The sequence below is a fragment of the Candidatus Synechococcus calcipolaris G9 genome (assembly GCF_029582805.1).
Classification (GTDB): Bacteria; Cyanobacteriota; Cyanobacteriia; order Thermosynechococcales; family Thermosynechococcaceae; genus Synechococcus_F; species Synechococcus_F calcipolaris.
This window is the reverse complement of the sequence record NZ_JAKKUT010000002.1, coordinates 1,438,169-1,458,469: the sequence shown is the minus strand read 5'-3', so window position 1 is coordinate 1,458,469 and position 20,301 is coordinate 1,438,169. Positions and strand designations below refer to the sequence as shown.

The following is a 20,301-nucleotide window of genomic DNA, read 5'->3' as shown; positions in this document are numbered from 1 at the left end:
TACCATGTTGCAGGTTCAGGAATTATCCGTCAGTTATCGTGGTGTTGCTGCCCTAGAGCAGATTAACTATCAGGTTCCCGCCGGTGAACTGGTGGGGGTGGTTGGCCCCAATGGTGCGGGGAAAAGTACGATGGTCAAGGCCATGCTCGGTCTCATTCGTGCGGTGGCGGGCAAGGCAATGTTCCAAGGGAAAGTTTTAGGACAGCAGTTAGGCCGGGTGGCCTATGTGCCCCAGCGATCGCACATTGATTGGGATTATCCGATCACGGTTTGGAATGTGGCGATGATGGCTCGGACGGTGCAAACGGGTCTCTTTCGGCGGACTAGCGTCCAATCACAGCAAACGGTAAAGGCAGCCCTAGAGCGGGTGGGGATGTATCATCTGCGCGATCGCCAAATTGGTGAACTATCCGGTGGCCAACAGCAGCGGGTATTCATTGCCCGAGCCCTAGCCAAAGAAGCCGATCTCTTGATTTTTGACGAACCCTTTACGGGCGTGGATCGCAAAACCGAGGATATTATTTTTGATATTTTCCAGGAACTGAAGGCCCAGGCCAAAACCCTACTCGTGATTAACCATGATCTAGGGGAGAGCCTCAACTACTACGATCGCATTTTGCTCCTGAATAAGCGTCTGATTGCCATGGGGGCCAAAACCGACGTGATCACCACCCAAAATCTTCAGGAGGCCTACGGTTCAACCTTCTCCTTGGCCGCAGCTTAACCCATCGCCATGGAGAGCCTTTTTTGGTTAGTTCAGGGGGTATTAGAACCCCTAGAATTTGCCTTTATGCGTCAAGCCCTGATGATGGGGGTTCTGCTCGGCATTCTCTGTGCCGTTGTCGGTAGTTATATGATTGTTCAGCAAATGGGCATGATGGGGGATATGATTTCCCATTCTGTCCTGGCAGGCTTACCCGTAGCATTGTATTTGAATGTGCCCCTATCCCTAGGAGCCTTAGTGGCGGGGGTATTGAGCGCAGCACTCTTATCATTTCTAGAGTCCCAATCTCGCCTCAAAATAGATGGGGTGATGGCCTTGATTTTGGCCTCCTTTTTGGCGATGGGAACCACATTGGTTACGGTACTACCGGGGGGCGATCGCCTAGATCTCATTCACATTCTCTTTGGCAATATTCTCGGTATTACCCCCCAAGACCTACTCCTGACCCTGGGAATTACCCTGCTGATCCTGACGGCGGTTTTTCTCTTTTATAAAGAGTTGCTTTTTTACACCTTCGATCCGGTGGGGGCCCAAGCCAGTGGTTTACCAGTTCACTGGTACTACCTGAGTATGGTGACCGGGATTAGTTTAACTGTTGTGGCAACGCTGCAAACCGTGGGAGTTTTATTAGTCATTGCCATGCTAGTGGCCCCCGGCATGACCGCCTACCTATTGGTCAAAGAACTCCACCAAATGATGATCCTAGGAGCAATGATTGGTTCCTTGGCCGCAATTATGGGAATGTATTTGAGCTATTACATCAATATTCCCTCTGGCGCGGCGATCGTCCTTGTCGCCTTTAGTTTATTTCTATGTGCTTTTTTGTTTAGTCCATCCCAGGGCCTTCTCACCCAACAGCTACGCCGAAAATAGTTAGGGGCAGGTCTTGAAGTCCGGTGAATTGGAATCAAAATTACATTGATAGATTGCGGGGGCTTGCCAACTTAGGGGAATCTCCAGTAAATCCCGGGTTCCCGTAATCCCTTGACCAAGAAACAGAATCAGGGCAACAGTATTCAGGGCAATATGCACCCGCCGCCAGGTTTGGGTACGATCTTGATAAATATCCTGGACGATCGCCAGGGCAAAGATCATCAGCAACGAGGCGACAATGCCGTAGTAAAAATGGGACACATACCACTCATCATCGCGGCGAAATACCCCGGGCTGAAATCCCAGCACCACAATACCGATTCCGGTTAGGGTGGCAAATACACCCCGCCAAATTCGATTATGGGCTTGATAGAGAAACACCAAGGAGGCGATCGTCACCGCAAACATCAACGCCACTAAGCCCACCCGCAGCCAATCTAGGTTTCCTTCACTGGCCTGCATCAGAAAGCCCTGAAAGCCAAAAATCACTGAATAGGCATAGGCAACGAGGGTAATGCCCACCACCCCTGCCGTGAGGAGATTTCCCAGTTGCACATGTTCCCGGCCGACCGTGGGCGGAATTTTTTTACTCTCAGCACCTTCTCGAAGGCGACGCTGGCGGGTTTGCCAGGCAAAATAACTGACAATGCCAATGACCGGAAAGACAAAGGTACAAGCTAAAATCGGATGCAAGAGTAAAATAATATCCTTAAGGTTCAATAACATTGCTGCTTCCAGAGCCTCCCTACGCATCATGAACCGCAAACTGCTTACGCAAGCTGCTTTATAGAGTACGGTACTTTTTCCATTTCTGGATGATCCGAGGTTGGGGCTTCAAGTTTATTCACAGGATTCAGTTTCTCGTCACTCACAAAAAATCTGTTAAAAAAATCTGTTAAAATCCTCTATGGCCATTGTTTCGTCCCATCAGCCCCCCGGCGATCGCCCCCACCGCGCCCAAAAAAAGGCGAAAGATCACGGAGCCAGTCCCAAAAAGCAGGATACTCCACTGCTCTCGGCCCAAGCCCTGCCAGAGGATACACCCTCCCGGAATGAAGAAACCATTCGTCCCCAATCCCTGGGTGACTACATTGGCCAACGGGATTTGAAGGATGTACTGCACATTGCCATTCAAGCCGCCCAAACCCGCCAAGAATGTCTAGATCACCTGCTCCTCTACGGCCCCCCTGGCCTTGGTAAAACCACCATCGCCTTAATTTTGGCAGCGGAAATGGGGGTCAACTGCAAAGTGGCCAGTGCCCCTGCCCTAGAGCGGCCCCGGGATATTGTCGGCCTCCTAGTCAATCTGCAACCGGGGGATATTTTATTCATTGATGAAATCCATCGCCTTTCCCGGATGACGGAAGAATTACTCTATCCGGCCATGGAAGACTTTCGCATCGATATTACCATTGGTAAACATCAGAGTGCCCGCAGTCGTAGCCTATCCCTGAATCGCTTTACGCTGGTGGGGGCGACAACCCGCGCTGGTGCTTTGACTTCCCCCCTACGCGATCGCTTTGGCTTAATCCAACGATTACGCTTCTATGAACCAGAGGAACTAAGTCAGATTATTCTGCGTACCGCCGGGATTCTGGATACCCCGATTACGGCGGACGCTGCCCTGGAAATTGCCCGTCGGAGTCGGGGAACCCCCCGCATTGCCAATCGCTTACTCAAACGGGTGCGGGACTACGCCGCCGTCAAACATAATGGTGAAATTTCCGTGGCGATCGCCGAGCAGGCCCTAGAACTATTTCATGTGGATCCAGGGGGACTGGACTGGACAGATCGCCGCCTCTTGACGGTGATGATTGAAACGTACCAGGGAGGGCCCGTCGGGGTCGATGCCCTAGCTGCCGCCACGGGAGAAGATAGCCAAACCATTGAAGAAGTCTATGAACCCTACCTGATGCAGATGGGCTATGTGCAACGGACCCCGCGAGGTCGGATGGCCACCCCCCAAGCCTGGCACCATTTGGGCTACCGTCCCCCGGATGAGCAACTACCGCTTCTGAGCTAGGCGAAAAACTTGCTAAAGTAAAGAAAGTAAAAAGATATTGAGTCAACTGACCCCCTACTGAGTGTGCTATGAGGTTGCCGATCGCTGCTGTTCAAGCCCCCTACTATGGTGATGCTGCCTATCGCACGCCGCCACCGGATTTACCTTCATTACTTCTCAAAGAGCGGATTGTCTATCTGGGGATGCCCCTCGTTGCGTCCGTTACCGAGTTGATTGTCGCCCAATTGCTCTATTTGCAGTATGACGATCCGGAAAAACCGATCCGTATCTACATCAATTCAACGGGAACATCTCGCTACGATGGTGAACCCATTGGCTTTGAGACGGAAGCCTTTGCCATCTGCGACACCATTCAATACATTAAGCCGCCAGTGCATACCATTTGTATTGGCCAGGCCATTGGTATGGCTGCGTTGCTCCTCTCCTCTGGCTCCCAGGGATGTCGGGCCAGTTTACCCCACGCCACGATTGTTCTTCAGCAAACCAAGAGCTACGCCCAGGGTCAAGCCACGGACATTCAAATTCGGGCCCAAGAGGTTTTAGCGAACAAGAAAACCATGATTGATATTTTGGCCAAAAATACCGGCCAAACTCCGGAACGGATCAGCCGAGATATGGATCGGTTACTTTACATGACCCCTGATGAAGCCAAAGCCTACGGACTCATCGATCGCATCCTTGAGAGTGAAGCCGTTCCGCCCCTGCCCGCTGGCGTGATTTAGATTTTCTAGCCCATGACGCGATCGCCCGATCTAGAACCCCTCAACGGCTCTGAACTGCCAGCGGATGATCTCACCCCTGGGCAAGGTGAACCCAACCCCGAGGACATCCATGCTGATGATCTATTGCCGGGAGAGGTGGAAATGTCCCTATGGGATCACCTGGAAGAACTGCGCCAACGCATTTTTGTGGTTTTGGCCACGGCGGCGATCGCCATTATTCTGTGCTTCACCCAAGTGAGAGGGATTATCACTCTCCTAGAGCAACCCGCCCATGGGGCAAAATTTCTGCAACTGGGGCCGGGGGAATACTTTTTTGTCTCCTGCAAGGCCGCAGCCTATTGTGGTTTATTGCTGACCATGCCCATGGTGCTATACCAGGGAATTCGTTTTGTTTTACCTGGATTAACCCGACGGGAACGGCAGCTTTTGGGCCCCGCCGTCTTTGGTTCGTCCCTACTATTTGTGTTAGGAATTGGCTTTGCCTATAGCCTATTAGCTCCAGCGGCCTTGGGCTTTTTCATTAGTTACGGGGCAGATGTAGTCGAGCAATTATGGTCTATCGATCGCTATTTTGACTTTATTTTATTGTTGTTACTCGTCACCGGATTAGCCTTTCAAGTCCCCATTTTGCAACTCATTTTAATTAGCCTAAATATTGTCTCCATTGAGCAAATGCTCAGTCAGTGGCGATATGTGATCATTATTGCCGTTGCCCTAGCCGCCGTATTGACCCCCTCCATTGATCCCATCACCCAGGGACTATTGGCGGGAGCACTAATTAGTCTTTATTTCAGTGGCATTGGTTTAGGGCATTTATTACCTCGCCCCCGCCAAAACTCATAATCACCCTAATGTGCTTGATTTAGTTAGCTGGTATGGCCGTTTCTGCGGTCTATCGTCTCAAAGTAAATCAGGCCTGTTGAAATTGTTAGCCCTCCGGTAGCCAGTCGGCGTCCAAGACTACATCGAGGGGATAGGGGCAGGTTTCTGGGAACACGGAAGCGTCGATTCCTGTTTGCTTAGCCGCTTGACGACGTGCCCGCTGATAGGTTTCTGCCAGTTGGTCTGCTGGATAACTCCTTAAACTAGGACTATCTTCAATGGCTAATTCAATCTGGGTACGCGCATCAGTGATGGAGTCCAGCCAACTATCGGAGCGACGCTGAGGTTGATACTGCCACTTGAGGAGATGGAGCAAAAGACGAGTGAGTTGACTAGCAATCCCCCGTCGTTCACTTTTACCCAAGTCTTCAACCTCTTCGATTAAATTTGGCACATCGATCTCTTGCCAACGCCGTTCCCGTAACAGTTGGCTTGTTTGGTTGACCCATGAACTAAAATCTTCTAAGTATTTCTCACCCATGTTTCATTTGCTCTGGCCTTGATCGACGCTCCATCACTTAGGCTTAACACAGTTTTGCAATCTCTTTCTTCATTATATCAACGAAAAATTTTCAATTCCCTATGCCCCAAGTTGTCCTGGTTTATCCCCAAATTCCCCCCAATACCGGTAATATTGCCCGTACCTGTGCTGCAACCCAAACCCCCCTACACCTGATTGAACCCTTGGGCTTTGAACTGAGCGATCGCTACTTGAAGCGTGCCGGTTTAGACTATTGGCCCTATGTGGATTTACACTGCCATGATTCCTGGCAGACCTTTCAAACCCTCGTGGGCGATCGCGGCGGCCGTTTGATTGCCTTTGAACCTCAGAGCAACTGTAATTATTGGGACTGTAACTTTCAACCCACGGACTGGCTCATCTTTGGCAATGAAGCCGATGGTATCCCGGAAACCATCCTTGGGGACTGTGATCAAACCGTTTATATTCCCATGGCCAGTACCGGGGTTCGCAGTCTTAACCTCTCTACCAGTGTGGCGATCGCCCTGTTTGAAGCTTATCGACAACTCGCTCAAAAACCCTAAGATCAACCCCGGTTTGTCCCAATTTGTGGCAATCTAAAAAGGACACAAGACTGAAAGGCAAGTGAGATCATGACGCAAACGCTGCCCAATCCTGTCCTGGCTTCTCCCCCCCCCCGTTGAGACAGGGATTATTCGTCGTCAGACCCGCCCCGTTCCCGTTGGCTCCGTGACCATTGGCGGTGGTCATCCGGTGGCAGTCCAATCCATGATCAATGAAGATACCCTAGATATTCCTGGCTCCGTAGCCGCAATTCGCCGGTTACATGAAATTGGCTGTGAAATTGTCCGTGTCACCGTTCCCAGTCTTGCCCACGCCAAGGCCATGGAAGAAATCCGCGATCGCCTCTACAAAACCTATCAACCTGTTCCCCTAGTCGCCGATGTCCATCACAATGGCATGAAAATTGCCCTAGAAGTCGCCAACTATGTCGATAACGTGCGGATTAATCCCGGCCTCTATGTCTTTGAAAAACCCAAGGCCGATCGCACCGAATATACCCAAGCCGAATTTAACGAAATTGGTGAAAAAATCCGGGAAACCCTCAAACCCTTGGTAGAGTCCCTCCGAGATCAGGGCAAATCCATGCGCATTGGAGTCAACCATGGCTCCTTGGCCGAGCGGATGCTCTTTACCTACGGCGACACCCCCGAAGGCATGGTAGAGTCAGCCCTAGAATTTATTCGGATGTGTGAATCCTTTGGTTTTTATCATTTAGAAATTTCCCTGAAAGCCTCCCGTGTACCCGTGATGATTGCCGCTAATCGGCTCATGGTGAAGCGCATGGAGGCACTGGGAATGGACTATCCCTTACATTTAGGGGTAACGGAAGCGGGGGATGGCGAATACGGACGGATTAAATCTACGGCAGGCATTGGCACCCTCTTGGCTGAAGGCATTGGCGATACCATTCGTGTATCCCTCACCGAAGCCCCTGAAAAAGAAATTCCCGTTTGCTACGGTATTTTGCAGGCCCTGGGCTTGCGGCGCACCATGGTCGAGTATGTCGCCTGTCCCTCCTGTGGGCGCACCCTCTTTAATCTGGAAGAGGTTTTACATAAGGTGCGAGAAGCCACCAGTCATCTGACGGGCTTAAATATTGCCGTCATGGGCTGTATTGTCAACGGCCCTGGCGAAATGGCCGATGCTGACTATGGCTATGTGGGTAAACAACCGGGGTTTATTTCCCTCTATCGCGGTCGAGACGAGGTGAAAAAAGTGCCCGAAGATCAGGGGGTGATTGAACTCATTAATTTAATTAAGGCGGATGGCCAATGGATTGAACCAAAGGAAACCTAAGTACCATCAATCTCGTCTTGAAGGGGGCTGATCCCTTTTCGGGTAAACCAACCTGGAAAAAATAAAGGGTTTTAATACATAATTTTTGATGGATGACTGATCAATGGTTTTCTTCCTAAAGACTCTTCAAGCAAATCTAAGAACTAAATTGCCTTTAGTGCCCTTAGCAGTAGCCCCCCTGTTGATGGCCATGGCTCCCAACCCCACCATGAGTCAGCTATCCTCCCCATCCTGGTTGGATCAACCCCTGATGCCCTGGAATCGGCCCACTCCCACCGCGTTTCCAACGCTGCCTAAACCTGGCCCTGGCGAAAATATCGAGCAATGTGAATCGGTGATTCGTCAACCAGCCACCACTGCTGAACAGGCGATCGCTAAGCAAGGTTGGCATTTAGTGGGCGATCGCCACCAAGAGGATCGGATCCAAATGATTCTGGGAGCCTCGGGTTTTGATGGGATGTGCCGCCCCATGGGCTATCAAGTGTTTGTCTATGCCGAGGGCCGCTATGCCGGAACCCTGTCTCCAGAATTAATGGATGCCCGTACCGATGGCTCCCTCAATGATTTTCGGGTGATCAGCCCCAGTGAAATTGTGGCGGACTTTAACCGCTATGGTGAAGCGGATCCCCTCTGCTGCCCCTCCGGCACAACCAGAATAACCTACACCCTGCGCCATGCTGATATCCCCGATTTACTCCCCACGGGGGTAAACACTCGCCAAAATGCCAATGGGTCTTCCATGCCCCCCGCCGGTACCTTATTGAGTACACCTTGGCGTTTAGTCCGTGTCGGAACAGAATCCGTGCCGCAGGAGTCAGCCATGATGGATACTCCCTACCTTCAATTTGATGCAAAGGAAAAACGTTTTTTTGGGTCTAGTGGCTGTAATCGCTATATGGGTTCCTTTGAGCAATCAGAGATGACGCTTAATTTTTCAGCAGTGGCTAGTACCAAGCGGGCTTGCTTAGATCAAATCCAAAAAATCGAAGGAGAATTTTATCAAGCCCTAGGGCAAATTACGCGCTTTGAAATAAATCAAGATCAGTTATACCTGTACAAGGATGATGGTGAGGTAGTCTTGGTATTTCAGAAAAAAGAAAGCTAAACGATATCCTTCCTAGGACAAACCAGCTAGGGACAAGGAAGGGCCGTACTGTCATCAGCGCGAATAATTTCAGAATTGGTACTTGCCAAGGGGTTCACTGTATCGGCCCTGGCACACCCTGTGAAGGCCCGTGCTTCAGGATCCGAAGGGACGGCGGAGGTTTCCGCAAGGGTTGCCGTTGGTGCTTCAAAGGTGAGGGTGTAGTTTTGCGTATTCGTCGGAACATTAATGCGAAGTGCCGTAATATCCCCCGCAAAGGTGGCATTTTCTAGGCGATAGACCTGCTGGGCACGATTAATGGCCCCTAGGTAGTTCATGGCCTCTGCCTCTCGGGCCCGCCGTGCTTGGTTGAGCATTGCTGGCAGGGCAATGGCGGCAATAATGCCAATAATAATCACGACGACTAGGAGTTCGATGAGGGTCAGTCCTTGATTTCTTAATCTATGGTGAAAAAGAGACAAAAGAAGTCGGTTGTTGTCATGATATACTTTCATCTTTTCTCTCTACTATCCGAGACGACTTAGCCTTAGTCGTAGAGTTCCCACTTTTAAGAAAAAATTAACAGGGCGGGCAAATTTCTTTAATTTTTTTAACGTACGTTTCACTTAGGCATGTAACTTAGGCTTGAACTGTAACCAGGCCCAATTTGTCTAGAAGGCGATCGCAGTCGAAATGCTTGGCAATGAGTTGTTCAATGCAGTTGACCTTAACGGCTTCGTGAAGACGCACCTGGCCAAAGGCATGATCCACAATTTCTACCGTCGTTAGGGTGTCCAGATCCACCGAGAGAATGGGGATTTCTAATTCTTCTGCCCGACTAAGGACCGCTGGGGTGGGGGGTAAATGCCCGGTCAAGATTAAACAGTGAGTGGAAGTTTCTAAGGCAGCCCACTGAATATCGGTGCGATCGCCCCCGGTAATGACGGCCATATTGTTCCCCTTGCGGAAATACTTCAGGGCCGCACTCACATTCATTGCGCCAATGGTGAGTTCTTCCACAAGCAAATCCAAGCGATCGGGACGACAGAGTACTTCGGCTTTTAGCTGATGCACTAACTCTTCTACGGTGACACTGCGAAGCAACTGACTACGGGGCAAAAGACCCAACACGGGGATGCCCCGGCTTTCCAAGAAGTTCTTAACCTGAGCGACCATCTCAGCACTATCGACTGGAATATCGTTAATTAATACCCCCAGGAGGCGATCGCCCAATTCCGATTGAGCTAGGAGCAAAGACTCCACAATTAAGGAGGACTCGTAGCGCATCACCAGCAACACTTGGGCATCTAAGACCGAAGCCATTTGCCCCAGATCCAAATCAAAAAGGCGGCCCTCCGCCAGGGTTCCCGGCCCTTCCAGAAGAACGACATCCGCCCCATTCAACCCCTGATATTCCATCAGAGTTTGGCCATAGTCTGCCCCATCCACACCCCGGAGGCGATCGCCAATGGTTTGATCATTCAGGGTCAGTAGGGTTGGCCGTAGATCCGCTGGGGCCAAGTCCAAGGTCTGGCGAATAAACCAGACATCCGCCTCCAGTTCTTCCGTTTCTGCTTCCGGCTGACAGGTTCCCAAGGGTTTTCCGTAGGCAATTTTGAGGTTACGACTGCGAAATTGTTGAGCCAAGCCTAGAATAGTTGCTGATTTACCACTGTAGGCCGCCATTGAACCAATGAGTAAATGTTTAGGCACCGTCGCAGTCACTCCTGAAGAAAACGATTAGGACAGGGTTCTTCATTCTAAACGTAGTAGCTTACGATAGAACGGCTTAGAAAAATCAGCCACCCGATATTTTTTATAATTACTAATCACGTCAATGAGGTGATCCACCAGTTCAAATGTGGTCATCGATATCTCATAACTCAGATCCGGTGAATTCTCAAACATAACCGTACATCGGGATAAATCCGCTGGCAAATTCGCAATATTCCAAGTGGCCAAAAAGGGGACATTATCACCGCCTTCAATGCCTCGCTGTCCCTCTAATTTCCCTTTTCGGTAGAGTGCAATCCCTAGGGGCAAAATAGCCCGCTTCGATGCATTCATGTAGGGTGAAAAGATATTGGCCTCCTTGGGATTAGCCGGTTGTAGCTGATCCAGGGGATTCATGGAGTAGTCCTCAACGCATTCAATCCAATTAACTGCTTCAATTCTAATCTCTGGTTTGCCCTTCGCTCCTATGGCAATTCAGATTCCTACCAAGATGACCGAAATTTGCTCTAAACTGTTGAGCAAGGTCATGGAGAAAACCTAATTCCCCTAGATTTTTATCTATGATTTACCCCATCAACTGCCTCCTAATCGAATATCCGTAAAAGATCCAGCCGTTTTCAAGTTTTGAGGGTTGAACGTCTATGGCTCCGCTCGTTGCGAACTACTATCTCACCTATCGGTGTAATGCCCGCTGTCATTTTTGTGACATTTGGGCCCTAGAGCCAGGCAAAGAGGCGGACTTTGCGGCCATTCAACAGAACCTACGGGATTTGAGACGTCTGGGGGTCAAGTATGTTGACTTTACCGGTGGTGAACCCTTGCTCCGGGCCGATGCCCCTGAGATTTACAAAGAGGCAAAGAACCTTGGCTTTGTCACTAGTATGACCACCAACACCATTCTCTATCCCCGCCGTGCCCAAGCTATTCAAGGCCTAGTGGATTTTCTGAATTTTTCCCTAGATGGCCCGGATGCGGATACCCACGACTATTCTCGGGGCGTTAAAATTTTTGATACCTTGGTGGAGTCGGTGAAGATTGCCAAAGACTTGGGGGAATATCCGGTACTCAACCATACGGTGACAGCCCAAAACTATGGGCGCATTGGTGAAGTAGCCGAACTAGGTCAGGAATTGGGGGTACGCATTTGGCTCAATCCTGCATTTACGGCCTACGAAAGCTATAACAATAAGAAGAATCCCACCCCAGAAATTGCCCATAGTATTGAAGAAAACGCCAAGAAGTATAACAATGTTGGTTACAATAGGGCAGCCCTAGCCCTTATTCGTGCGGGTGGGAATAACACAGAAAATCCTCGCTGCAAAGCCGTGGATGCAGTAATTGCCATCTCTCCCAATGATGAGTTGTTACTGCCCTGCTACCATTTTGCCCAAAAGGGCGTACCGATTAATGGTCGTCTCTACGATCTCTATAAAGAGTCGGAAGTGGTGGAGGAATACCGCCGTTCCCAGGGACGATTATCAGTCTGTGAAGGTTGTACGGTTTGGTGTTACCTCATTCCTAGCTTTTTTAAGGGTGTTGATAAATATTGGTTCCTCAATCAGGTGACCTATGCCGGAGAATTCCTGGCCCGAAAACAATTTCTACAGCGAAGTGGATCCCCTGGACGATCTACTGTCGGAGTGGGTTGACCTACCCGATTCCCCCTCGGTGCAACCCCGTTCAGAGGGACGACGGCAAAAAGCTGCCTTGGCCCTGGCCCTGATCTGGGGTAGTACTATTTTGTTGCATTTGGTGACGGGGGGCATTTGGCTGGTCTATGGCGTAATGGTATTGATGAGTCTGCAAACCCTCCGTTATTGGTGGGCGCGGCCTAGGGCATTGCCAGATGCGGGCACGGGTGAGGTAACGGATTTACCCTTTGTCTCCTTGATGGTGGCGGCTAAAAATGAAGAAGCGGTAATTGGTCGCCTTGTTGAAAACCTTTGCCAGGTGGATTATCCACGCCAATGTTATGAAGTTTGGGTCATAGATGATAATAGTAGCGATCGCACCCCCGATATTTTAGATGGTCTGCAAAAGACCTATCCTCAATTACGAGTCTTGCGTCGTTTGCCGGGAGCAGGTGGTGGTAAGTCCGGGGCCCTCAATCAAGTCTTACCCCTAGCTAAGGGAGATATTATTGGTGTCTTTGATGCCGATGCCCGCATTGAACCCCACCTGCTACGGCAGGTTATTAAACGGTTCCAGGAGCCTAAAATTGGTGCGGTTCAGGTTCGCAAAACCATCAGTAATGCGGATCTAAATATTTATACGGAAGGCCAAAATGCAGAAATGGCCTTGGATGCCTACTATCAGCAACAACGAATTGCGATCGCTGGCATGGGAGAACTGCGGGGTAATGGTCAGTTTGTGCGGCGACAGGCGATGGAGCGATGTGGGGGTTGGAATGAAGAAACGATTACCGATGATTTGGATCTCAGCTTAAAACTCCATTTACACCACTGGGATATTGATCTGCTCATGGATCCAGGGGTTAAGGAAGAGGGTGTAACCACGGAGATCGCCCTGTGGCATCAACGAAATCGCTGGGGAGAAGGGGGCTATCAAAGCTATTTAGATTATTGGCGGCCCTTACTACAAAACCGTCTTGGCCTCGGCAAAAGCCTGGATGTCCTGTTTTGGTTTTTAATTAAATACGCCATTCCCACGGCTACCGTGCCGGACTTTGTAATGGCAATTTTGCGAAGTCGTCCCCCCCTGCTGATTCCCCTCACCAGTCTTTCGGTAACGATTTCCTTGATTGGCATGGTGAAGGGGCTGGCCCAGAGTCAGAAAGAGTCATCGCAAAAACTATCTCCCCTGCGCCTATTTTGGACAAGCCTGATGGGAACCCTCTATATGTTCCATTGGTTGCCGGTGGTAAGTAGTGTGACGGTGCGAATGGCGGTGCGGGCGAAGCGATTGAAATGGGTGAAGACAGTTCACCATGGAGCTTAAATTGCTAATCCTACTGGGACACGACGGTTCACTTCAAACAACCCAGGCATGGATAGACCCGATTCAAGGCGTTCATAAGCAAAAATTGTCATCGTGGCAACATCATGAGTAAGAACAATACGTCCTTCTTGTGCGGCCCATGCTAAAACATTGGGGTCATCAACTCCTGATAACCACACATCTTGAACACGCACAATATCTATCTGCGAATTTTGACGAAGAATGCCTCGGACAATCTGATTGTTAAAATTTTCATCAGCAAGAAACCGAATCATAATGGTTTAAACGTTTTAGATTCTTCTTGCTAATAACCGTTCACGGATTCCGATGGGATTAAAACGCTGTTCAACATCCCGCCGATTTTTTTCTGACTGACGTTGACGTTCTGCAAGATATGTCTCAACTTCATCTCGGTGTCTGAGGTAGTAACCGATGACTAAGTAGACATCCGGTAGTTGTAGAGATGGATACTGCTCTCCTATTTCTTCTGGCGTACACCCTTCAAGAAAAGCAGTCACCACTGTATCCAAAGTGATGCGAGTTTTCGCAACTCGTACAACACCGTAAGGATCGGTAACCAAGGGTGTTTTTTCGGCGACTATTGCTATTGTCATAAATCTATACAAAATTCTTAACTTTAATTTGAGTTATAGAATTAAAAACTTGCCCTGCTAAACCTTTGTCCTATAGGAAAGCCAGCAACTGCTAAGTGCCCATAATTAAGCCTGCATACTAGGGCATTATAGCTGGCGGGGAACATCAAAGCAGAGGTTCTTCCCATTGGTACTCCCCACTGATTGACTGGGATAGAGAACCATGAGGGAGTGATTTGGAACGTTACTCAGCACTACAATAAAACACTGCATTTGAAGGCGATAATGGCATAAGTCGCTTGTTTTTCTCCACCATTTACAAAAATAGACTACCGAGTTTACGATGAAAATTTTAATTTTAGTGTTTTCTGAGGTCTGGCGGGATCCGCGTGTTTATCGACAAATTCAGGTTTTGCACGATCGCTACGAACTAACGGTGGTCGGGTTTGGGCGATCGCCCCATCCTAATGTGCAATTTATTCAGGTTCCACCCTTTGATCAGCAACTGATTCATAAATTAAGGATGGCCCTTTGGTTAAGCCTACGCCAGTATGAATCTTGGTATTGGAGCGATCGCTCAGTACGCTCTGCCTTGGAGCAGCTGGGGTATCCTAACTCACCGGTCTACCATCTAGTCATTGCCAATGATGTCAATACCCTACCCCTGTCCTTAAAAATTGCCCAAGGGAAGCCTGTTCTTCTGGATGCCCATGAGTTTGCTCCCCAGGAATACAGTAATCGCTTAGCGTGGCGATTGCTACGTCATCCCTACGCAGCCTATCTATGTCGTACCTATTTACCCCAGATCAGGGCCATGACGACAGTGAATGATCATCTAGCTCAGGAATATAAGAAACAGTTTAATATTGAGCCAAAAGTGGTGATGAATACGCCCTTTCGCCAACATTTATATCCCACCCCTGTCCAGGGCGATCGCATTCGCTTAGTCCACCATGGAGCAGCCATTCCCTCCCGTAACTTAGAGGATATGATTCAAGTCTTAGATGGATTAGATGAACGATTTACCTTAGATTTTATTCTGACTCCCTTTAAGCCCTGGTATCTGGAGCAGTTGAAGCAACTGGCCGCCCATAACCCCCGGATTCACTTTCGAGAGCCAGTACCGATGCCAGAAATTTGCCAGCATATTAATGAGTACGATATTGGCATCTTCTTACTTAACTCAAACATCCTTAACTATATTTATTGCCTACCTAATAAGTTATTTGAGTATATTCAAGCCCGTCTGGCGATCGCCATTGGCCCATCCCCTGAAATGGCTAAAATTGTCCATCAGTATCAGTTGGGGGTTGTGGCTGACTCCTTTGCCCCCCAGGACCTGGCCCAAAAACTAAATGACCTCACGGCCGAACAAATCAAAGCCTTCAAAAACGCCAGTCATCAGGCAGCAGAGCATTTTTGTTTTGAGGTGAGTGGCCAAGCATTACTGGAAGACATCCGGCTTAACTGCCAATCTTAACTTGACTGTCGATCCTAACTAGGCAACAGATTTTTCTTGCTTTGTTTTAGTTCCTTCCACAGGTGCTTAATTTGCTGATAGGCATCCTGGGAACTGAGCTTACCACTGGTTTCTAGACTAGAAATATAGCCAACCTTCGTAGAGAACTCTTGCAAATTGGCATTAAAAATAAGTTGCTCAGGCGTAACTTTGCCATAGTAGGTACTCCGGGGATACAGGAACTCGTGCTTATCCATAGGTATTACCCCCTGTCGTTAACGTTCTCTTAACTATAGCTTAACCTAATAGGGCTGGTTATAAAAGCCTTGATCCACGGGAATCCGAGGCAAGCGGTTCTTGAATCCACAGAGAATTTCCCAGGAAATGGTTCCCAGGGTCTCAGCCCAAGTATCCGCAGTAATTTGCTCTTGACCGTCCTCCCCCAGAAGCGTTACCACCTCACCTTCCTGTAAATCCTGAAAATCACTCACATCAATCATCATTTGATCCATGGTGATCGCCCCCACCTGACGGACTCGTTGTCCCCGCAATAAAACCTCCATGCGGTTAGACAGGAGACGAGGTACACCATCGGCATAGCCAATTCCGAGGACACCAATCCGCATCGATCTCCGGGCCACAAACTGATGGCCATAGCTCACCCCCATCCCCGGCCTCAACTCTTTTGTCAGGGTGATCCGGGAGCGCACCTGAAGCACCGGCCGCAACGGCACAATATCCCGTAAATGGGGGGCCGGATAGAGGCCATAGAGAGCCAGACCCACCCGTACCTGATCGTAATGAACCGAGCGATCGCGGAGGGTGGCCGCAGAGTTAGCCAAATGGAGTTGGGGAATGGCAATATTCGCCCGTTGTACCTCCCTGAGAATGGTTTCAAAACAGTGATGTTGTTGGTACATCAATTGGGGGTTGGGGGCATCGGCGGCGGCAAAGTGGGAATAAAGACCGACAATCCGTAACTTGGGCACACGGCGAACAAAATCAATAAACTGGAAGCCCTCTTCCGCAGGACAGCCTAGGCGAGCCATGCCGGTGTCAATCATCAGATGCACGTCCAAGGGAGCCTCTAGGTTTTCGGCATAGTTACTAAAAACTAGGGCTTGTTTGACACTCGATAGGGTCGGTTGCAGGTGCCAATCGGCGATCGCCCGCACTTGGGCTGGCATCGTCACCGCCCCTAGCACCAAAATTGGGGCATCAATACCCGCTTTCCGTAATTCAATCCCTTCGGGAATAGTGGCAACCCCCAAACTAGAGGCCCCGTGCTTGAGTACCGTTTGAGCCACGGTGATTGCCCCATGGCCGTAAGCATCCGCCTTTACGACCGCCATTAATGTTGTTTCTGGAGCTAGCCAGCCCTTAATCTGCTGTGTATTTTCAGCTAGGGCACCTAAATCCACCTCAACCCAGGCCCGCTCACACTCATGAGAGCCTGAAAGCCGCTCTTGACTTAACATAGTGATCCTTCCTCACACCCAATCAGGCAGGGTAACTACCCCACAATAATCTAGGTATAGCGATCTGTTTCTCGCTATACGCAACAGTGTAGGCCCCTATGCCCAAAATTTGACCATGATTTTCCCGAAACTTTGGGGATTTCCCCCAACAACACAGAAATTCAAGGAATTTTAATGATTACTTAAATGCGAGTGATGCTCACGGCAATAGACCCAAGCCGATGGCTGATCCACATAATGCTCTTTTTTCCAGATGGGCAAACGAACTTTAATTTGATCAATAATATATTCCGTGCCTAAAAATGCCCCGCGGCGATGATGGGCAGTGGTTCCCACCCAAACCGCAATCTCCCCCAGTTCCAAGTGGCCACTGCGATGACAGGCGATCGCGTGGCACAGATTAAATTTTGCCAATGCTTCGCCGATAATTTTTGACCCTTCCTTATAAGCTAGGGCATCGTATACCTGATAGTCTAAGGCGGTCACGGCCTGACCCAGATTATGATTGCGAACCCACCCCTCAAAGCTGACAAATCCGCCGGACTGGGTATCCACTAGGAGCGATTTCAATTTTTCTGGAGCGATCGCCGTTGAACTAATCATAAACACGGATTCAGTGTACCCAACTCTATAGGGCCATGATTTGTATGGCTATGATTAAATTATGGCAAGTTCACGAGTCAGGTATCAGGCCAGTAGGCAAGTTTTGGCCACCGTCAAGGAGTTAGGGGTTGGAAATTACGTTTTTAGGAACCAGTTCGGGAGTACCCACCCGATCTCGGAATGTCTCCAGTATTGGCCTGCGCCTCCCCCAGCGGAAGGAAATCTGGCTCTTTGATTGTGGCGAAGGAACCCAACACCAGTTACTTCGTAGTGATCTTCGCAGTAGCCAGATCCGTCGTATTTTTGTCACCCACATGCATGGGGATCACATTTTTGGCCTGATGGGCTTACTCGCTAGCTGTGGTTTAGCAGGAACCGTGTCCGCCATGGATATCTATGGCCCCCCCACCCTCGATCGCTATATAACGGATTGCCTACGCTGGTCGCAGATGCGGCTCCCCTATCAGCTAAAGCTACACACCGTCGAGCCGGGCCAGGTTTTTGCCGATAGTGATTTTCGGGTGGACTGCCAACCCTTGCACCATCGAGTGCCCGCCTTTGGCTATCGGGTCAGTGAAGCCGATCGCCCCGGCCGATTTGATGTCGAAAAAGCCCAGTCCCTAGGCATTCCCCCCGGCCCCCTCTATGGGCAGCTCAAACAGGGGAAAACCATTACCCTCAAGGACGGTCGTAAATTTCAGGGCACAGACTTTTGTGATCCACCCCAACCGGGTCGAAGTTTTGTTTATTGCACCGATACCATTTACTGTGATTCCGCCGTAGAACTCTCCCAGGGGGCAACGGTACTAATCCATGAGTCAACCTTTGCCCATCAGGATGCGGAACTGGCCTTTCAACGCCTCCATTCCACCTCAACCATGGCAGCCCAAGTCGCCCTAGCAGCCCAAGTCAAACTGCTCTTTTTAACCCATTTCAGTCCCCGTTACGCACCGGGGAATCCGCTCCGGCTAGACAACTTGCTAGAGGAAGCTCGCGCCATTTTTCCAGCAACCAAGTTAGCCGCAGATTTCCTCAGCTATGACATTCCCCGCCCCCATAGTGTCAATGTATGAGGCAAATTTTGAGAATCTGTCCGTTGACGATCGCCCCCCAATGTAAGAGAATCATAGATCGCTGACTAAAGCTGTAGGAACTGCGGAACTGGCGGAATTGGTAGACGCGCTAGATTCAGGTTCTAGTGTCCGCAAGGACTTCGGGGTTCAAGTCCCCGGTTCCGCATGATCAAGTTCAAGTAACTTTTGCAAGTTAGATTCCTGTTCAGGGACTAAGGGCACAAAAACCCGCAAACTCTTAGGGGCACAGGTAATTTCCACGGGAGTTGTGCCAATCATTTCCCCATCCAGAACAACCTTTTGGGGTGGATCCGTCTCAATTTTTAGATGTTTTCCCCGCAGGCCAATAATATTTTCGCGATCCGGGGGGATCTGAGTCAGGGCACTGCGAAAAAGCTGTAATAGGGCATTAAAGGCTTCTAAACGATTTTCCGTATGGGCAATGGTAATGTCAAGGAGTCCATCATCGGCAATCACGTTACCGGTTCCATGGGCCAGAACTGAGGTGCTAGGAGCCGCATTGGCAATAGTAATTGCTTTAGCCATCAAGTCACTGCCTTGGCCATCGAGGCAAAACGAGACTTGAAATTCCTCCTGATCCTGTAGCTGCTGTAATCCCGCCCAAAGATAGGCCAGGGCCCCTAGGCGATCCTTTGCTTCGCGACTGGCGCGTTCGGCCATTTCGGCTTCAAAGCCAATCCCCGCTAATAAAATCAGGGTACGTCCATTACAGCAGGCCGTATCCACCCACTGGTGATGTCCCTCAATTACAACCTGGCAGGCCGCTTCTAAATTTGCTGGAATTCCCAAGGCAGCACCAAAGGCATTGGCCGTTCCCAGGGGAATCACCCCCAAGGGTATGGATGTGCCAATGAGGGCATGGGCTACCCCGGAAATTGTCCCATCACCGCCCGCCGCAAAAATCGCATCCACACCAGGGGCGATCGCCTCTTGGGCCATGGCTTCCACCGGAATATCCGGTTCCGTCAACTCAATAGTTAGGTCAAAATGGGGATGGAGAATGTCCTGCAAGACAAACAACCGAGCTTCCGCATTTCCCTGGCCTGCCACCGGATTAAAAATCAGATGGGCACGGCGTTTGCGGGGACGGCTAACGTGGGGGTCGGGTTTACCATGGTTCATGGAGGGCGGCTAGGTTTATTTAGGAAAAGGGGCTAGAAATCAGAAGCCTGGGGCACATCATTAGGAATAACATCACGATGGGCTTCCATCAATTCTTGCATTTTCACGATACTAATATCCAGTTGTTCCGCAGGATAAGCTTCTAGCAGCGTTAGCAAGGTTAAGCCCTCACTGGCATCAGCAGCTTTTTCTACGGCAACTTTTAGGGCTTCGATCCCCTCTTCATCCGGGCGAAATGTCGCAGCGGCAATAGTCCCCAAGATTTCATCCGCCTGGGTACTGTCTATCCCTTGATCTAAGGTTTGGGGAGTAATGGGCAAAACGGTTGTAAATAGCTGCCGAAATTTTGTCTGCTGTTCAGGGGAGGCAAAGGATAATAATGCCTGCAATTTAGAAGAAGCCACCCCCGTTTCCGCAAAAGTGCGCAGATCCGCCACGGGCAAAACAATACCGGCTTGGCGATCGCTCCCCAAAACCAAATTAATGTCCTCTGCGGCAATTCCTGGCCGGGCCATGCCCAACATCGTCATTCCCAAACCGCCGGCGATCGCCCCGGATAGGGCAAGTCCTAACCATCGACCTATCATCGCTAAATCTCCTTTCCGTGCTAC

General features: G+C 49.9%; 24 protein-coding genes and 1 tRNA gene. 13 read left to right on the top strand and 12 right to left on the bottom strand.

Going from position 1 to position 20,301, the window contains the following annotated elements; translation table 11 throughout:
• Window positions 1-4 precede the first annotated feature (4 nt).
• Window positions 5-724 carry a metal ABC transporter ATP-binding protein gene (locus L3556_RS10015; RefSeq protein ID WP_277867133.1) on the top strand — a complete coding sequence of 240 codons (720 nt, stop codon included), beginning with the start codon at window positions 5-7 and terminating at the stop codon, window positions 722-724.
• A gap of 9 nt (window positions 725-733) precedes the next feature.
• Complete coding sequence (locus L3556_RS10010) at window positions 734-1,597, top strand: metal ABC transporter permease (protein WP_277867132.1); 864 nt, start codon at window positions 734-736, stop codon at window positions 1,595-1,597.
• Here the strand turns inward: L3556_RS10010 and L3556_RS10005 are convergent, their stop codons facing one another.
• The gene (locus tag L3556_RS10005) at window positions 1,598-2,323 is read right to left on the bottom strand and encodes a DUF4079 domain-containing protein (RefSeq protein ID WP_277867131.1); all 726 of its coding nucleotides are present in this window, start codon (window positions 2,321-2,323) and stop codon (window positions 1,598-1,600) included.
• Between the two features lie 181 nt (window positions 2,324-2,504).
• Between L3556_RS10005 and ruvB the strand changes: the two genes are divergently transcribed.
• From ruvB to tatC, 3 genes are all read left to right on the top strand, one after another.
• Window positions 2,505-3,620 carry a Holliday junction branch migration DNA helicase RuvB gene (gene ruvB / locus L3556_RS10000; protein ID WP_277867130.1) on the top strand — a complete coding sequence of 372 codons (1,116 nt, stop codon included), beginning with the start codon at window positions 2,505-2,507 and terminating at the stop codon, window positions 3,618-3,620.
• Between the two features lie 68 nt (window positions 3,621-3,688).
• Complete coding sequence (locus tag L3556_RS09995; RefSeq protein WP_277867129.1) at window positions 3,689-4,342, top strand: ATP-dependent Clp protease proteolytic subunit; 654 nt, start codon at window positions 3,689-3,691, stop codon at window positions 4,340-4,342.
• Between the two features lie 141 nt (window positions 4,343-4,483).
• On the top strand, window positions 4,484-5,185 hold the full coding sequence (gene tatC, locus L3556_RS09990) for a twin-arginine translocase subunit TatC (RefSeq protein ID WP_277867639.1): 702 nt from the start codon (window positions 4,484-4,486) through the stop codon (window positions 5,183-5,185).
• Window positions 5,186-5,270: 85 nt separating this feature from the next.
• Here the strand turns inward: tatC and L3556_RS09985 are convergent, their stop codons facing one another.
• Entirely contained in the window at window positions 5,271-5,705 is a 435-nt protein-coding gene (locus L3556_RS09985; RefSeq protein WP_277867128.1) for a DUF29 domain-containing protein, read from the bottom strand.
• 101 nt (window positions 5,706-5,806) lie between these two features.
• On the opposite strand from L3556_RS09985, the gene L3556_RS09980 reads away from it, so the two are divergent.
• The 3 genes from L3556_RS09980 to L3556_RS09970 all read left to right on the top strand — a co-directional run bounded on the left by L3556_RS09980 (window position 5,807) and on the right by L3556_RS09970 (window position 8,670).
• Entirely contained in the window at window positions 5,807-6,268 is a 462-nt protein-coding gene (locus L3556_RS09980) for a tRNA (cytidine(34)-2'-O)-methyltransferase (RefSeq protein ID WP_277867127.1), read from the top strand.
• Window positions 6,269-6,356: 88 nt separating this feature from the next.
• Window positions 6,357-7,565: a (E)-4-hydroxy-3-methylbut-2-enyl-diphosphate synthase gene (ispG, locus tag L3556_RS09975; RefSeq protein ID WP_277867638.1), complete on the top strand. Its 1,209-nt coding sequence runs from the start codon at window positions 6,357-6,359 to the stop codon at window positions 7,563-7,565.
• Between the two features lie 157 nt (window positions 7,566-7,722).
• Window positions 7,723-8,670 (top strand): META domain-containing protein, encoded by a 948-nt coding sequence (locus tag L3556_RS09970; RefSeq protein WP_277867126.1) that lies wholly within the window; start codon window positions 7,723-7,725, stop codon window positions 8,668-8,670.
• A 26-nt stretch (window positions 8,671-8,696) separates the two neighbouring features.
• On the opposite strand, the gene L3556_RS09965 is transcribed toward L3556_RS09970, so the two are convergent.
• From L3556_RS09965 to ebsA, 3 genes are all read right to left on the bottom strand, one after another.
• A complete protein-coding gene (locus L3556_RS09965; RefSeq protein ID WP_277867125.1) occupies window positions 8,697-9,164 on the bottom strand; it encodes a type IV pilin-like G/H family protein in 468 nt (155 codons plus the stop codon).
• A 124-nt stretch (window positions 9,165-9,288) separates the two neighbouring features.
• Window positions 9,289-10,362 carry a phosphotransacetylase family protein gene (locus tag L3556_RS09960; protein ID WP_277867124.1) on the bottom strand — a complete coding sequence of 358 codons (1,074 nt, stop codon included), beginning with the start codon at window positions 10,360-10,362 and terminating at the stop codon, window positions 9,289-9,291.
• A 42-nt stretch (window positions 10,363-10,404) separates the two neighbouring features.
• The gene (ebsA, locus tag L3556_RS09955; RefSeq protein ID WP_277867123.1) at window positions 10,405-10,779 is read right to left on the bottom strand and encodes a type IV pilus biogenesis protein EbsA; all 375 of its coding nucleotides are present in this window, start codon (window positions 10,777-10,779) and stop codon (window positions 10,405-10,407) included.
• A 245-nt stretch (window positions 10,780-11,024) separates the two neighbouring features.
• Between ebsA and L3556_RS09950 the strand changes: the two genes are divergently transcribed.
• Entirely contained in the window at window positions 11,025-12,032 is a 1,008-nt protein-coding gene (locus L3556_RS09950; RefSeq protein ID WP_277867122.1) for a radical SAM protein, read from the top strand.
• On the top strand, window positions 11,953-13,341 hold the full coding sequence (locus L3556_RS09945; protein ID WP_277867121.1) for a glycosyltransferase family 2 protein: 1,389 nt from the start codon (window positions 11,953-11,955) through the stop codon (window positions 13,339-13,341). Before L3556_RS09950 ends, L3556_RS09945 begins: the two co-directional genes overlap by 80 nt.
• On the opposite strand, the gene L3556_RS09940 is transcribed toward L3556_RS09945, so the two are convergent.
• Both L3556_RS09940 and L3556_RS09935 read right to left on the bottom strand, forming a co-directional pair.
• Window positions 13,338-13,616, bottom strand: coding sequence for a DUF5615 family PIN-like protein (locus L3556_RS09940; protein ID WP_277867120.1), 279 nt, complete (start codon window positions 13,614-13,616; stop codon window positions 13,338-13,340). The genes L3556_RS09945 and L3556_RS09940 overlap by 4 nt on opposite strands.
• Window positions 13,617-13,631: 15 nt before the next feature.
• On the bottom strand, window positions 13,632-13,955 hold the full coding sequence (locus L3556_RS09935) for a DUF433 domain-containing protein (RefSeq protein ID WP_277867119.1): 324 nt from the start codon (window positions 13,953-13,955) through the stop codon (window positions 13,632-13,634).
• Between the two features lie 322 nt (window positions 13,956-14,277).
• Here L3556_RS09935 and L3556_RS09930 point away from each other — a divergent pair, with 322 nt between their 5' ends.
• Window positions 14,278-15,414 carry a glycosyltransferase family protein gene (locus L3556_RS09930; protein WP_277867118.1) on the top strand — a complete coding sequence of 379 codons (1,137 nt, stop codon included), beginning with the start codon at window positions 14,278-14,280 and terminating at the stop codon, window positions 15,412-15,414.
• A gap of 14 nt (window positions 15,415-15,428) precedes the next feature.
• On the opposite strand, the gene L3556_RS09925 is transcribed toward L3556_RS09930, so the two are convergent.
• The 3 genes from L3556_RS09925 to L3556_RS09915 all read right to left on the bottom strand — a co-directional run bounded on the left by L3556_RS09925 (window position 15,429) and on the right by L3556_RS09915 (window position 17,474).
• Window positions 15,429-15,650, bottom strand: a complete 222-nt coding sequence (locus L3556_RS09925; RefSeq protein WP_277867117.1) for a DUF7219 family protein — start codon at window positions 15,648-15,650, stop codon at window positions 15,429-15,431.
• A 45-nt stretch (window positions 15,651-15,695) separates the two neighbouring features.
• A complete protein-coding gene (gene alr / locus L3556_RS09920; protein ID WP_277867116.1) occupies window positions 15,696-16,871 on the bottom strand; it encodes an alanine racemase in 1,176 nt (391 codons plus the stop codon).
• Window positions 16,872-17,042: 171 nt separating this feature from the next.
• Window positions 17,043-17,474, bottom strand: a complete 432-nt coding sequence (locus tag L3556_RS09915) for a molybdopterin synthase catalytic subunit (protein WP_277867115.1) — start codon at window positions 17,472-17,474, stop codon at window positions 17,043-17,045.
• Between the two features lie 128 nt (window positions 17,475-17,602).
• Here L3556_RS09915 and L3556_RS09910 point away from each other — a divergent pair, with 128 nt between their 5' ends.
• Complete coding sequence (locus tag L3556_RS09910; RefSeq protein WP_277867114.1) at window positions 17,603-18,547, top strand: ribonuclease Z; 945 nt, start codon at window positions 17,603-17,605, stop codon at window positions 18,545-18,547.
• 82 nt (window positions 18,548-18,629) lie between these two features.
• A tRNA-Leu gene (locus L3556_RS09905) sits at window positions 18,630-18,713 on the top strand.
• Here L3556_RS09905 and L3556_RS09900 read toward each other — a convergent pair.
• Together L3556_RS09900 and L3556_RS09895 are read right to left on the bottom strand one after the other, a co-directional pair.
• On the bottom strand, window positions 18,695-19,690 hold the full coding sequence (locus L3556_RS09900; RefSeq protein ID WP_277867113.1) for a YegS/Rv2252/BmrU family lipid kinase: 996 nt from the start codon (window positions 19,688-19,690) through the stop codon (window positions 18,695-18,697). The two genes, L3556_RS09905 and L3556_RS09900, sit on opposite strands and share 19 nt — an antisense overlap.
• 32 nt (window positions 19,691-19,722) lie before the next feature.
• Entirely contained in the window at window positions 19,723-20,277 is a 555-nt protein-coding gene (locus L3556_RS09895) for an alpha/beta hydrolase (protein ID WP_277867112.1), read from the bottom strand.
• Between the last annotated feature and the right edge of the window lie 24 nt (window positions 20,278-20,301).